The sequence below is a fragment of the Bradyrhizobium sp. cf659 genome, from assembly GCF_900113725.1.
In the GTDB taxonomy this organism is placed as follows: Bacteria; Pseudomonadota; Alphaproteobacteria; order Rhizobiales; family Xanthobacteraceae; genus Bradyrhizobium.
This window is the reverse complement of the sequence record NZ_FOQJ01000002.1, coordinates 952,511-966,658: the sequence shown is the minus strand read 5'-3', so window position 1 is coordinate 966,658 and position 14,148 is coordinate 952,511. Positions and strand designations below refer to the sequence as shown.

The following is a 14,148-nucleotide window of genomic DNA, read 5'->3' as shown; positions in this document are numbered from 1 at the left end:
TCTCATCCAGTTGAAATCGCTCACGTTTTCTATCACACCCAAGCGGCACGCGACTTGCATTTCCACTGGCGTCAACGAAGACTGCGGTTTGCCGCATTGTTGCAGCCTCTGGCGGCTGCAAACCGGAAGCTCAACTGCTTCGCGGCCCTTCCCGGCTCAGTCGTCGTGACGCGATTCCCAAGGCTTCCAGACCTCCATAGCCCTCGTGCGCGGCAGAGCTGTCCGCACGGCCCAAAATGTTCAGCCACGTTCAGCCGCGCTCTCTCTGGGGGCGTGTCGATCTCACTTACGAAGCAAAAGGAACCATTGATGTCGTATCTCGCGCCTTCGGAATTCGTCACCAAGATGGTGGATGCGGGCGAGTCCAAGATCTTCATGTCCACCCGGGATACCATCATCCGGGCCTATATGGCCGGCGCCATCCTCGCGCTGGCGGCCTGGTTCGCCGTCACCATCAACGTGAACACCGGCCAGCCGCTGGTCGGCGCGCTGCTGTTTCCGGTCGGCTTCGTCATGCTGTACCTGCTCGGCTTCGACCTGCTGACCGGCGTGTTCGTGCTCTCGCCGCTCGCCCTCATCGACAAGCGCCCGGGCGTCACCTTTGGCGGCGTGCTGCGCAACTGGGGCCTCGTCTTCGTCGGCAACTTCGCCGGCGCCTTCACCGTCGCTTTCATGATGGCCTTCGTCACGACCTTCGGCTTCACCCAGGACCCCGACAAGGTCGGCGCGGCCATCGGCAATATCGGTGAGGGCCGAACGCTCGGCTATGCCGCGCACGGCGCGGCCGGCATGGCGACGCTGTTCATGCGCGGCATGCTCTGCAACTGGATGGTCTCGACCGGCGTCGTCGGCGCCATGATCTCGACCTCGGTCCCCGGCAAGGTCATCGCGATGTGGATGCCGATCCTGGTGTTCTTCTACATGGTGTTCGAGCACTCCGTCGTGAACATGTTCCTGTTCCCGTCGGGCCTGATGCTGCACGCGAAGTTCTCGATCATGGACTATCTGATCTGGAACGAGATCCCGACCGTGCTCGGCAACCTCGTCGGCGGCCTCGCCTTCACCGGCATGACCCTCTACGCCACGCACGTCATGACCCTGCCGAAGCGCCAGGCCGGCAAGACCACGCAGCCCCGCGTCGCGGCCTGATCAAACAACGTCTCGACAGGGGAGCCTCGCCCGAGCAGGGTGAGGCTCCCCTTTGCCGGTGATGACGATGACCCGCGGACTCCTGATTTCGATCGGCCAGCACTCCGACAGGGGTCGCAAGCCCGTCAACCAGGATTTTCACGGCGTCCTGATCCCGGAGGAGCCGCTGCTCAGCCTGAAGGGCATCGCGGCGGTTCTCGCCGACGGCATCTCCAGCAGCACGGTGAGCCAGATCGCCAGCGAGTCGGCGGTCAAGAGCTTCCTGATGGACTATTACTGCACGTCGGAATCCTGGACGGTGAAGACCTCCGCCCGCCGCGTGCTCGACGCGACCAATTCCTGGCTGCACGCGCAGACGCGCAAGAGCCAATATGCCTATGACCGCGACAAGGGCTATGTCTGCACCCTCAGCGCCATGGTCATCAAGGCGACCACCGCGCACATCTTCCACGTCGGCGACTGCCGCATCTACCGCGTTGCCGGCAAGGCGCTCGAGCAGCTGACCGACGATCACCGCATCATCGTGTCGTCGGAGCAGACCTATCTCGGCCGCGCGCTCGGCATCAATCCGCAGCTCGAGATCGACTACCAGACGGTCGAGATCGAGGCCGGCGACACCTTTATCCTGGCAACCGACGGCGCCTACGAATTCGTCGACCATCGTTTCATCACGACCGCGCTCGGCGAGCATGCAGCCGAGCTCGACGGCGCGGCGAAGGCAATCGTCGAGGAAGCCTACCGGCGCGGCAGCGACGACAACATCACCGTCCAGATCCTCCGCATCGACGCGGTGCCGCAGTGCGACTCGGCCGGCATCTTCAACCAGACTTCCGAACTGCCGCTTCCTGCGCTGCCGGAGCCGCGGGCGATGTTCGACGGTTACAGGATCGTCCGCGAGATTCACGGCAGCAGCCGCAGTCACATCTACCTTGCCGTCGATGCGGAGACCGAGGAGCCGGTCGCGCTCAAGCTGCCGTCGATCGATTTGCGCGACAATGCCGCCTATCTCAAGCGCTTCCTGATGGAGGAGTGGATCGCACGCCGCATCGACAGCCCGCACGTGCTCAAGCCGCTGTCACAGTCGAGACGGCGCAGCTACCTCTACGTCGCGACCGAGTTCATCGAGGGGCAGACCCTGCGGCAGTGGATGCTCGACAACCCGCGTCCCGATCTGGAGACGGTCCGCAGGATCGTCGAGCAGATCGCCACCGGGCTTCGCGCCTTCCACCGCATGGAGATGCTGCACCAGGACCTCAGGCCCGACAACGTCCTGATCGACAAGACCGGCACCGCGAAGATCATCGACTTCGGATCGGTCAGGGTCGCGGGCGTCGCAGAGGCGGCGCCGAAATCGGCCGACGAGGAAATTCTCGGCACGGTCCAATACACGGCCCCGGAGTATTTCCTCGGCGAAGGAGGCTCGCCCCGGTCCGACATGTTTTCGCTGGCCGCCATCTGCTACCACATGCTCACCGGACATCTCCCCTACGGCGCCCAGCTCGCCAAAATCCGGGGAAGATCGGACGCGTGGAAACTAAGATATCGCCCGGCCATCGATGCCGAGCGGGGCATCCCGGGATGGATCGACGGCGCGCTCAGGAAAGCGCTGCATCCCGATCCCTACAAGCGCCACGAGGACCTCTCCGAGTTCGTCTTCGAACTCAGGAATCCCAATCCGGCCTATCTCGCCACGCGGACCACGCCTCTTCTGGAGCGCAACCCGCTGCTGTTCTGGAAGCTGACCACGGCGATCCTGGCCTGCACGGTCATCGCGCTGCTCGCGGCGCTTCGGCTGCGATAGCCGGACAAGGTCGGTTCACGCCGGCTCCGTCGCCTTCACCCCGAGCGGCTTCGGCGCCATGCCGCCACCGGGCTTGAGGTGGAACTCGTAGGTCATCAGGTGCCATTGCCCGCTCGCCTTGGTGCCGTCGGGCATCGCCGGGTCGTTGCGCGGCTCGACCTTGGCGATGAGGTCGTCCTTGACCCCGAACACCACGTCGGAATCGAGATATTTGTCGCCGTCCATGAAGACATGCGTGATCAGCGGCTCATAGCCCTTCGCGTTGACGAGGAAGTGCACATGCGCCGGGCGCATCGGATGGCGATTGGTCTGCACGATCATCTCGCCGACGGGACCATCGGTCGGGATCGGATAGCTGCATGGCAGGATGGTGCGGAAGAAGAAGCGGCCGTCGCTGTCCGTGATGAAGCGCGCCCGCGCCGAGGCCCCGACCTCGTCATAGTTCGGCTTCTGGGAATCGTAGAAGCCGTCGTCATCGGCATGCCAGACGTCGACGGGAACGCCCGCGAGCGGCTTGCCCTGGAGGTCGGTGACGCGGCTCTGCACGAACATCCGCTCGCCGGTCAGGTTGTTCGGCGAGATGTCGGTGCCGTGCGCGGTCACCTTGTGCTCGCCGACATAGAACGGGCCGAGCACCGTGGTCTGGGTGGCGCCCTCGCGATCGCGATGGTTGACCGCGTCCACCAGCATGGAGACGCCGAGCACGTCGGAGAGCAGGATGAACTCCTGGCGGGTGTCGGTGCATTTATGACCGGTGCGGGTCAGGAAATCGATGGCGTATTCCCATTCCTCGAAGGTGAGGCCGGTCTTGCTCACGTAATCGTGCAGCGACTTCACCAGTTCCTGGAGCAGGAATTTTGCACGCGGGTTCGGCGTCTGGTCAAAGCTCCGGACGACGGCTTCGGTGAGTTCGGTCTCGTTGAACTGGGTCATGGTGCGTTTGCCCTACGTTTTTCTCGTTGGCCCCATTAGAGGTCCCAGGGGCTCCTTGGTGGCGTTCCAGGCCGGACACTACACCAGTCGGCCGGCCCGCGTTAAGCGTGACCGGCTTGGAATGCGGCCGCCATTTGGCTATCAACTTTCCGACAAAACTGCCCGGAGGAACTGATGCTCGCCCCCACCCCCGCCTCGCCCGAATCCGTTGGCATGTCCAAGGCCGCGCTCGACCGCGTCGATGCGCACCTGAAGAACCGGTACATCGATGCCGGCCGCTTCCCGGGCACCCAGCTCCTGGTTTACCGCCGCGGCAAGATCGCGCACAGCTCGGTCCAGGGCTTTGCCGATGTCGAGCGCAAGGTGCCGGTCAAGGACGACACCATCTACCGCATCTATTCCATGACCAAGCCGCTCACCAGCGTCGCCTTCATGATGCTGGTCGAGGAAGGCCTCGTCGCGATCGACGAGCCCGTCGCCAAATACATTCCGGAATGGAAGGATCTCGGCGTGTTCGTCGCCGGCACCGCGCCGGCCTTCCTGACCCGGCCGCCGTCGCGGCCGATGCAGATCGTCGATCTGTTGCGCCACACCTCCGGGCTGACTTACGGCTTCCAACAGCGTTCCAATGTCGATGCCGCCTATCGCACCGAGAAGATCGGCGAGGTCGAGAAGTCAGGCACGCTCCAGACCATGATCGAGGCGCTCGCGAAAATCCCGCTGGAGTTCTCGCCGGGCGAGGCCTGGAACTACTCGGTCGCGACCGACGTGCTGGGCTACCTCGTCGGCAAGATTTCCGGCATGCCGTTCGAGCAGTTCCTCAAAGCGCGCATTCTCGATCCGCTCGGCATGACCGACACCGACTTCCACGTGCCGGCGTCGAAAGCCCATCGCTTCGCCGCCTGCTATTCGGCGGACCCGGGCGGCGGCATGACCTTCCACGCCGGCCAGCGCCGCGAGGGCCTGACGCTCCAGGACGACCCGGCGACGAGCTCGTTCCTGTCACCGCCCTCGTTCATCTCCGGCGGCGGCGGCCTGTGCTCGACGGTCGCGGACTATCTCACCTTCTGCCGGGCGCTGCTCAACGGCGGCGAGCTCGGCGGCGTCAGGCTGATCGGGCCGAAGACGCTGGCGCTGATGACGAGCAACCACATTCCGGGCGGACGCACGCTGCCCGAGGTGTCGCGCTCGCTGTTCTCGGAAGCCACCTATAACGGCATCGGTTTCGGCCTCGGCTTTGCCGTGACGATGCGCCCGTCCGAAACGTTGATCGCCGGCAGCCCCGGCGAATACAATTGGGGCGGCGCGGCCACGACCTCGTTCTGGATCGACCCGGCCGAGGAGCTGATCACCATCTTCATGACGCAGGTGCTGCCCTCGAGCGCCTACCCGCTCCGGCGCGAGCTGCGCAGCATGGTGTACGCCGCGATCACCGAGAGCAATCTGTAACCGGTTGGATCGATTCCGCGGCCGACGGCCGCGGAATCGCGATATCGGACGCTCATTTGAGCATCTCCGGCACGATCAGGCGTGGCAGGAACAGCGACACGCTTGGCCAAACGATGACCGCCGCCAGCACGAGCAGCATCGGGATCAGCATGATCACCGTGTCCTTCAGTGCAAAACGCAGCCGCACGCCGGCGATCGAACAGGCGATCATCAGACATAGGCCATAGGGTGGCGTCACCAGTCCGAAGGCCAGCGATACGATGGAAATGATCGCGAACTGGACCGGATGCAGGTCCACGGACTTGGCCAGCGGCTCCAGCACGGTGCCAACGATGATGATGGCCGGGATGGCGTCGAGGGAGCAGCCCACCACCAGAAAGCAGAAGGCGATGAAGAAGCCGGCCGAGACGGCGCCCATGCCCCATGTCGAGACGTTGGCCAGCAGCGCCTGCGGAATCTTGTAGTAGGCGAGCAGCCAGCCAAACGCACTTGCGGTGCCGACGCAAAACAGCGCGACGCCGGCAAGACGCCCGGTGTCGAGCAAGGCCTTGTACAATTCGCGTGGACCTGTCTCGCGGTAGAAGAACGCCGAGAGCGCGACAGAATAGAGCACCGCGACGCAGGCGGACTCGGTCGCGGTGAACCACCCGAGCAGAATGCCGCCGACGATGATGAACGGCGTCATCAGGGCCGGCAGCGACTGCCAAATGGCGCATCGCATCTCGACCCAGGTCGACTTCGGATAGGTCGGGTAGCCACGGCGCACCGCATAGATGTGCACCGTCGCCATCTGCGCGCCCGCGATCAGCAGACCCGGCACGATGCCGGCCAGATACATCGCCGCAATCGAGGTCGAGATCAGCCCGCCCCACACGATCATGAGGATCGACGGCGGGATGATGACCGCCAGAACCGCCGACACCGCCGTAATGGCGATGGAAAACGACAGATCGTAGCCCTCCTTGGTCTGCGCATCGATGAAGATCTTGGACTGGCTCGCCGCATCAGCGGTAGAGGAGCCCGAGATGCCTGCAAAGAACACCGACAGCACCACGTTGATCTGCGCCAGGGATCCCGGCCAGTGCCCGACCATCGAGCGCGACAGCGCCACCAGCCGGTCGGTGATGCCGCCGATGCTCATCAGATTCGCCGTCAGCAGGAAGAACGGAACCGCGAGCAGGATGAACGAATTGTACGCGTTGAAGGTCTCCTGCGCGAGCGTCATCAGCGACAGATGCGGCTCGATCAGCAGGATCGGCACGCAGGCAAGGCCGAGCGCGAAAGCGACCGGCACGCGCACGACCAGCAGGCCGATGAAAACCCCGAACAGCACCATCGCAGCCTGTCCGGCGGAGAGTACATTGCCGTTCATTGCCGTGCCCCAACCAGAACGCGCACTTCATCGATGATCTGTTCACCCGCAAAGACGATCCAGGTGGCGCCGGTCACAGGCCAGGCGACGTGAATCAGCCAAAGCGGCAGATCGGCCAGTTCCGAAGTTCTGTTCCAGGCGAAGCGGGTGAACTCGATGCCGGCCCATACGAACACCAGCGCCAGCGCCAGTACGCCGAGCCGCGCGAGGACCCGCACCGCAGCCTCCGACCGCCGCGACAGATCAGGCCACACGTCGACCTCGAAATGCTGCGCTTCCCGCACGCCGACCATGGCCCCGATCATGATCGTCCAGATAAACAGGAACCGCGCCATTTCCTCCGTCCAGATGTAGGACGGAATGAAAGGCGTGTAGCGCGAGATGATTTGCAGCGTAACCGGAACAACCAGAACGCCGACGCAGCCGGCCAGCAGGAATTCCAGCAATTTCGCATAGGCCGCCGTTACGCGGCGCCACAGCGATGGTGTGGACGGGACGGGCATTTCAGACATTGGAGCTCCGTACGGCAGCTCATCCGCAACGTCCGGGCAGGAAGCGGGGCCTGCCCGGAATGTCGTCGGCGGACGCAACGACCTCAGGCGACGTTGATCTTCTCGAAAATGCCTTCCGCGCCGATTTCCTTGGCGTAGGTGGCCATCACGGGGTCGGCGAGTTTCTTCATGGCGTCCCGCTCCTCGAAGGGAACGCGCTTGAGCTTGCCGGCCTTCTCGAGCGTGTCGAGCTTGACCACCTCTTCGCTCGACTCGAGCTGACGGCCGTAGTCGCCGGCCTCCTTGCCGGCCTTCATGATCGCGTCCTGCAAATCCTTCGGCAACGTCTTCAGCGTCTTCACCGAGAAGCAGATCGGCCGGATCGACACGGCGTGCTGGGTCAGGTTGAGATGCGGCGCCACTTCGTAGAACTTCATCGCCTCGACACCGGCGGCTTCGTTTTCGCCGGCCGATATCACGCCGTTCTGGATCGCGTTGTAGATTTCGTTATAGGCGATCACCGTCGGGCTCATGCCGACGGCCGCAAAGGTCTTCGACCAGATCGGCGCGCCCTGGACGCGAACCTTGAGTCCCTTGAGATCGGCGAGATTCCTGAGCGGCTTGTTGGCGAAAATGTTGCGGATGCCGCCGCCGGAATAACCGATCAGAACGACCTCGGCTTTCGCCGCGACCTCGTCGGCGATCGGCGCCAGGATATTGGCTTCGACGACCTTGTTCATGTGCTCGATGCCCTTGAACACGAAGGGCGCATCGATGAACGGAGCCGCCTTGGCGAAGGTCGACATGTGAGCCGGCGAGACGATACCGTAATCGACCGCTTTGCCCTGCGACATGTACTCGAAATACTGTTTCTCGAGGCCGAGCGAGGAGTTCTTGTGCAGGGTGAAGTTGACGGGCTTGCCGTAGTACTTCTTGACCAGCTCTTCGAACCGGATCAGCGCCCGGTTGAAGGCGTGGTCGTCGTTGAACTGGACCGCGCCGTTCAGAGTGATCGGCGCCTGCGCCCTGAGGATCGACGGCATGCCGATCGTAGCCGCCGCAGTGGTCGCACCGATACCAGCGAGAAATGATCTTCGCTTCATCGTCTCCCCTCCCTTTGATGCCCCGCCCCTGTAACCGGAGCGTGAGCGCGGCCGGCATGCGGCCAGCATTCGGGGAGGGTATGAAAAACTACGGCGGGACGGAAGCCAATTCAGATGCGTGATCTGGACAATGATGAGCCCTGCGCTGATACAGTTCGACGCAGGACCCGCACTCACGCGATCTATTGCACTGCAACCTTCACCTCCTGGACGCTCCTTCAGCGGGCTGGAACGGGTGCGGTCCATGACCAATTGAGCGGTGGCGCAATGGCGGCCCTGCTTTATGCTTCGGCTGTCCGGCGCCGTCGCGCTGGAATCGGGACGTCCGCGTTTGTCAAAGTTCACCCTGCCGGTCCGGCTCGCTCTCCTGGTCGCGGGAACGATGTTGCCGCTGATCGTCTTCGCCGTTGGCATCGCCGTCTACAACTACAAGCAGGACCGCAGCGACGCGATCCTCCGCGTGCTGGAGAACGTGCGCAGCATGCGCCTAGTGCTGGATTCCGAGGTGCAGCGGATGACCGGCGGCTTGCAGGTGCTCGCGCTGACGAACTCGCTGCGCAACGACGACTTCCCGACCTTTCGCCGCATCGCGCTCGGCTTCCTCGACCAGTATGGCAAGGGCGGCCTGGTGCTGATCTCCGACCGCAAGGGCCGGCTGCTGTTCTCCTCGGCGACGGAGGACACCGCGAGCCTGCCGCCGCGCGGTAATCTGGAGATCGTCGAGAAGGTGTTTGCGACCAGGGCGCCGCAATATTCCGACCTGTTCACCGGCGCGCTCAATGGGCGACAGGTTCTCACCGTCGAAGTGCCGGTGCTTCGCAACGGCGAGGTGATCTACGACCTCTGCTTCAGCCCGCCGGTCAGCATCTTTCAGGATCTGGTGGAGAAGCAGCGCCCCGACCGGCAATGGACGGTAACCCTGCTCGATGCCAAGGGCATCGTGTTCGCGCGCGCGCCGAACCCCAGCGAGACATTCGGCAAGCGTGCTTCGCCGTCGCTCTACGCCGAGATGTTCCGCAGCAACGAGGCGGCGCTTCCGACCGTGTCGCTCGACGGCGTCGCGCTCGCCGCCGCCTACACCCGTTCGCGGCTGACCGGCTGGACCGTGGCTGCCGGCGTCGCCGAGAGTTCGCTGATCGCCCCGCTCTGGCGCAACATCGCCATCACCAGCCTGATCGGCGGCATCCTGCTGCTGACCGGCCTCACCTTTGCGGTCCGCATGGCGACGACGATCGCGCGCGGCGAGATGCTGCACGATCTGCTGATCGAGGAGCTCAACCACCGCGTCAAGAACACGCTGGCCTTGATGCAGGCGATCGCGGTGCAGACCTTCCGCAGCGCGAGCCGCGAGGAGCGAGCCAAGTTCGAGGGCCGCCTCGGCGCGCTCGCCGAGGCGCACAATCTGCTCAGCCAGGAGAAATGGGCCGGCTCGGAACTGAAGGACGTGATCGCGCGCGGGCTCCAGCCGTTCCTGCCCAACGCGCCCGAGCGCATCCGGATGAACGGTCCCGCGGTGCCGCTGTCGCCGCGGCTTGCCGTGGTGCTGTCGATGATCGTGCACGAGATCGCCACCAACGCCGCGAAATACGGCGCGCTGTCCAACGAGACCGGCCGGGTGACGGTGGAGTGGGAGGTCATCGCCGACACACCGAAGCCGCGGCTGCGGCTGATCTGGACCGAGATCGGCGGACCGCCGGTGACGGCGCCGGTGCGGCGCGGCTTCGGCTCGCGCCTGATCGAGCGCAGCGCCCGCGACCAGCTCGGCGGCGAGGCAACCGTCGATTTCCTGCCGCGCGGCGTGGTCTGCACGGTGACCTGCACGCTGGACGAGGCGCGGTGAATCAACCGGATGATCATCGCCAATGCCGGACTTGCCGGTTAGCGCGATAGCCATGTGAAGGCCTGCCGCGCCTTTTGTCATAAAACGTCTTTCACAAAATCTCCGTTCAAGACCCAGGCAACTCGCCGCCGCCCGTCGTGCATTTCCGAAAACGCGCGCCTGCCCGGAGCAGGATCGGACAAAGCATGGCCGCTTCAGGAAAGACGCCATGCCCTCGCGCACATAGAACACGCGCCGACCCGTACAAATACGGGCCCTGATTTGAAACCAGCGGCAATCAGGAGAAGCCACACAATGACCGGGAACACTGCACTCATGCGCAATCCCTCACACAGGGGCCTGCCACCCGTACCTGGCGAACAGCCCGACGATGGCACGGCGCACGAACGGCGCGCTGCGGATGCGGAAATGGCGCGGGTGCTCAGGACCGAACCGACACGCATGGCATTAGACTCCTCCGGCGCCGGCATCGCCCACTGGAAACATGATCCATTGCACGACGTCGTGGAGCCCATGAGCCACCATGTGATCATGGCGTACAACGGCGTGATGCAGCGCATGGAGCGGCGGTCGGGAAAATCGGTTGCGATCGGCACGTTTCGTCCCGGCGTTGTGATCATCATTCCTGAGGGATCGAGCTCCCGATGGGATATTCCGAAGCCTGTCGATGTGGTCCAGCTCTATCTTCCGCATGCAACACTGAAGCGCGTTGCCGACGAAGCGGGAACCACTAAACCGGCCGCCCTGCTGGAGCGAACGGCGCATCCCGATCCCATTACGTCCAGACTGCTGTTGAGCGCGGCCGATGCGCTGGGGGGCAACGGAGCCCTGGATACGTTGTTCCGTCATCAGCTGACGGATCTTCTGGCGACGCGCCTGCTGGTTGCCCACACCGGTTCGACAACCACGTTCCAACCGACCATGGGTGGTCTGTCGCCGAAGGTCCTGCTCCGTGCGATCGAACGGTTGCGCTCGGACAGCGATGCGGACGTCTCGCTCGATGCGCTGGCTTCCGATGCCGGCCTCTCGCGCTTTCACTTCTGCCGTGCTTTCAAGGAAAGCACCGGGCTCTCGCCGCATGCCTGGCTGCGCCAGCACCGGCTCGAGCAGGCCATGAACATGCTGCGAGACAGCGACGAATCGGTGGTCTCGATCGCCGCGGCGCTCGGCTATTCCTCGCAGACCGCCTTCGCCGCGGCGTTCAAGAAGCTGATGGGAGAAACGCCGAGCGATTGGCGCAGGCGCATGCGTTAGCAGCAATCTCTCGACAGGGACGGCAATCGCTCTGGGGCAGTCGGATATCTGGTTCGCTAAACATCTCGGCATCGCACCACGACGCGGACGGAGACCAACGATGGACTGGAAACACCTTGCAATCGCACCGCGACGGAAAGCCATCGCGACGGCGCTGATGTACGGGCTCTCACTGAGCGTGCGTTTCACCTCGCCAACAGCCGAAGAAGCGCCGGTACAGGCTGCGCAAAGCGCCAGTCCCGCGACGTCGATCCTAGTCAATCAGACCTGGCTGAGGAAGCCCATGGTGCCCGTGGCTCTGCGCGGCTGGCCATCGGGCTCGAGAAGCTGCCAGGCGGCATGTGAAGGCCCTGCGCTGCTCTCCTCACTGCCGAACTGCGCCGCGCCGTAACGGTTCCGCGGCCTCCGTTTCACCTCTTCGCGTCATCGCCGATCGCAACAGGCTCTGCCGACACCAGGCGGCGGCGATGGCGCGCGCCCCGAGCGAACCAAACCCAGGAGTTAAACCACATGCGACTGCTCATCATCGGCGCCGGCTTCGCCGGCATGTACGCCGCCCTCTCCTCCGCCCGCCTGCGCGACATCCACGGCGTTTCGCCTGACGATCTCGAAATCTCCCTGATCGCACCGGAGCCGACGCTGGTGATCCGCCCGCGGCTCTACGAGCCGAAGCCGGAAACCCTGACGGCACCGCTGCTCGATGTCCTCAAGGCGATCGACGTCGACTACATCCAGGGTAGCGCCGAGACGATCGACACCAAGGCGCAGATGGTGCAGGTCACCACTCCCAAGGGAGCGCGAAAGACCCTGTCCTACGACCGTCTGGTGGTCGCCACCGGCAGCCGGCTGTTCCGCCCCAACATTCCGGGCCTTGCCGAGCACGGCTTCAGCGTCGACTCGCTCGATGACGCCATCGCGCTCGACAGGCATCTGCACGGTCTCGCCGACCGGCCGGCCGTGAACGGACGCGACACGGTGGTCGTCGCCGGCGGCGGCTTCACCGGCATCGAGGCGGCAACCGAGCTGCCCGCGCGCCTGCGCGACATCTTGGGCAAGGATTCCAGGGCGCGCGTGATCATCGTCGAGCGCAACGGCGCGATCGCGCCCGACATGGGCGAAGGCCCTCGCCCGCTCATCGAGGACGCGCTGCGCAAGCTCGGCGTGGAGACACGGCTCGGGGCCGGCGTCGCCTCGCTCGACAAATCCGGCGTGACGCTGTCGACCGGCGAACACATCGAAACCGAGACGGTGGTCTGGGCGGCCGGCATCCGCGCCGCGCCATTGACCGCGCAGATTCCCGCCGAGCGCGACAATTTCGGCCGGCTGCTGGTGGATCGCGATCTGCGCGTGCCTGCCGTCGCCGGCGTCTTCGCCACCGGAGATGCCGCCCGCGCCGCATGCGACGACGAGGGCAATTACGCGCTGATGTCATGCCAGCACGCCACGCGCATGGGCGCCTTTGCCGGCAACAATGCCGCCGCCGAACTGCTGGGCGTTCCGACCAGGCCGTATCACCAGAAGGCTTACGTCACCTGCCTCGATCTGGGCGAAGCCGGCGCGCTGTTCACGCGCGGCTGGGAGCGCAAGGTCGAGATGGTCGGCGACGTCGCCAAGAAGACCAAGCAGGAGATCAACGCGGTCTGGATCTATCCGCCGAAGGCCGAGCGCGCCGCGGCGCTCGCGTCGGCCGATCCGGAACGCGTGACCGACCTCTAGACGCACGAGGCGATGACGGCCGCGTTCTCCTGGCTACGCGGCACGCTCAACCAAGACCAGCCAGGAGCCTTATCAGGAAACAGGAGACCAACATGAACCTGCACAGCACCTCATATCCCGTGTCATCGGGCCCCGAAGAGCTCGTTCCGTCGCGCTACGCGCTGAAGATCGGCGAGATCGACGTGCTTGTGGTCAGCGACGGCGTGCTGCCGCTGCCGACCACCATGCTGGCGCACAACGCCGCCCCGGCCGAACGTGCGGCCTGGCTGCACGACATGTTCCTGCCACAGGATGCTTTCGACTGGGCGCTGAACGCGGTCATGGTCCGCAGCGGCGGCAAGACCATCCTCATCGACGCTGGACTGGGGTCCGACCCGAACTTGCACCTGCCACGAGCCGGGCAGTTGATCAAGCGACTGGAGGCCGCCGGCATCGATCTGTCGTCCGTGACCGACCTGGTGCTGACCCATCTGCACATGGACCATATTGGCGGGCTGCTCGTCGACGGCGTGAAGCAGCGACTGCGCAAGGATCTGCGCATCCACGTGGCGGCCGCCGAGGTCAAGTTCTGGGAGGCGCCCGATTTCTCCCACACCAACATGCCGCAGGGCTTCCCCGACGCGCTTCGCGCGACCGCCAAGCGGTTCGTGAGCGAGTACGGCAGTCAGTTGCGGCAGTTCGATGAGACGCACGAGATTGCGCCCGGCGTCATCGCCCGTCGCACCGGCGGTCACCCCCCCGGACACAGCGTGGTCCGCGTAGCGTCCGGCGGCGACGCGTTGACCTTCGCCGGCGACGCCGTGTTCGCCGTCGGGTTCGAGCAACCCGACTGGTACAACGGCTTCGAGCACGATCCCGAGGAGGCGGCGCGCGTTCGTATCCACCTCCTGCGACAGCTTGCCGAAACCGGCGAGATGCTGGTCGCCACTCACCTGCCGTTCCCGTCGGTCGGCCGGGTGGCGGTCGACGGCGATGCCTTCCGTTGGGTGCCGGTGTTCTGGGACTACTGACCGCCTATTGAGTTAGGCAGAACCGGGGCG

At 64.6% G+C, this 14,148-nt stretch carries 11 protein-coding genes; 7 read left to right on the top strand and 4 right to left on the bottom strand.

Annotated features, from left to right (window positions below; genetic code table 11):
• Nucleotides 1-309: 309 nt before the first annotated feature.
• Both BM118_RS13430 and BM118_RS13425 read left to right on the top strand, forming a co-directional pair.
• On the top strand, nt 310-1,149 hold the full coding sequence (locus BM118_RS13430; RefSeq protein WP_092185919.1) for a formate/nitrite transporter family protein: 840 nt from the start codon (nt 310-312) through the stop codon (nt 1,147-1,149).
• Between the two features lie 61 nt (nt 1,150-1,210).
• Nucleotides 1,211-2,950, top strand: a complete 1,740-nt coding sequence (locus BM118_RS13425; protein ID WP_177234300.1) for a bifunctional protein-serine/threonine kinase/phosphatase — start codon at nt 1,211-1,213, stop codon at nt 2,948-2,950.
• Nucleotides 2,951-2,965: 15 nt separating this feature from the next.
• On the opposite strand, the gene BM118_RS13420 is transcribed toward BM118_RS13425, so the two are convergent.
• Nucleotides 2,966-3,883: an intradiol ring-cleavage dioxygenase gene (locus tag BM118_RS13420; RefSeq protein WP_092185917.1), complete on the bottom strand. Its 918-nt coding sequence runs from the start codon at nt 3,881-3,883 to the stop codon at nt 2,966-2,968.
• Nucleotides 3,884-4,057: 174 nt separating this feature from the next.
• Between BM118_RS13420 and BM118_RS13415 the strand changes: the two genes are divergently transcribed.
• On the top strand, nt 4,058-5,332 hold the full coding sequence (locus BM118_RS13415) for a serine hydrolase domain-containing protein (RefSeq protein ID WP_092185915.1): 1,275 nt from the start codon (nt 4,058-4,060) through the stop codon (nt 5,330-5,332).
• A 52-nt stretch (nt 5,333-5,384) separates the two neighbouring features.
• Here the strand turns inward: BM118_RS13415 and BM118_RS13410 are convergent, their stop codons facing one another.
• The 3 genes from BM118_RS13410 to BM118_RS13400 all read right to left on the bottom strand — a co-directional run bounded on the left by BM118_RS13410 (nt 5,385) and on the right by BM118_RS13400 (nt 8,298).
• Nucleotides 5,385-6,704, bottom strand: a complete 1,320-nt coding sequence (locus tag BM118_RS13410; protein ID WP_092185913.1) for a TRAP transporter large permease — start codon at nt 6,702-6,704, stop codon at nt 5,385-5,387.
• On the bottom strand, nt 6,701-7,216 hold the full coding sequence (locus tag BM118_RS13405; protein WP_092185911.1) for a TRAP transporter small permease: 516 nt from the start codon (nt 7,214-7,216) through the stop codon (nt 6,701-6,703). The genes BM118_RS13410 and BM118_RS13405 overlap by 4 nt, the downstream gene beginning before the upstream one ends.
• Nucleotides 7,217-7,299: 83 nt before the next feature.
• Nucleotides 7,300-8,298 carry a TRAP transporter substrate-binding protein gene (locus BM118_RS13400; protein WP_092185909.1) on the bottom strand — a complete coding sequence of 333 codons (999 nt, stop codon included), beginning with the start codon at nt 8,296-8,298 and terminating at the stop codon, nt 7,300-7,302.
• Between the two features lie 382 nt (nt 8,299-8,680).
• Between BM118_RS13400 and BM118_RS13395 the strand changes: the two genes are divergently transcribed.
• The 4 genes from BM118_RS13395 (at nt 8,681) to BM118_RS13375 (ending at nt 14,118) form a co-directional block, all read left to right on the top strand.
• Nucleotides 8,681-10,138, top strand: a complete 1,458-nt coding sequence (locus BM118_RS13395) for a sensor histidine kinase (RefSeq protein ID WP_092186171.1) — start codon at nt 8,681-8,683, stop codon at nt 10,136-10,138.
• A gap of 294 nt (nt 10,139-10,432) precedes the next feature.
• Nucleotides 10,433-11,392, top strand: a complete 960-nt coding sequence (locus BM118_RS13390; protein ID WP_092185907.1) for a helix-turn-helix transcriptional regulator — start codon at nt 10,433-10,435, stop codon at nt 11,390-11,392.
• Nucleotides 11,393-11,902: 510 nt separating this feature from the next.
• On the top strand, nt 11,903-13,108 hold the full coding sequence (locus BM118_RS13380; RefSeq protein ID WP_092185903.1) for an NAD(P)/FAD-dependent oxidoreductase: 1,206 nt from the start codon (nt 11,903-11,905) through the stop codon (nt 13,106-13,108).
• Nucleotides 13,109-13,200: 92 nt separating this feature from the next.
• Nucleotides 13,201-14,118 carry an MBL fold metallo-hydrolase gene (locus BM118_RS13375; RefSeq protein WP_092185901.1) on the top strand — a complete coding sequence of 306 codons (918 nt, stop codon included), beginning with the start codon at nt 13,201-13,203 and terminating at the stop codon, nt 14,116-14,118.
• The last annotated feature ends 30 nt before the right edge of the window (nt 14,119-14,148 follow it).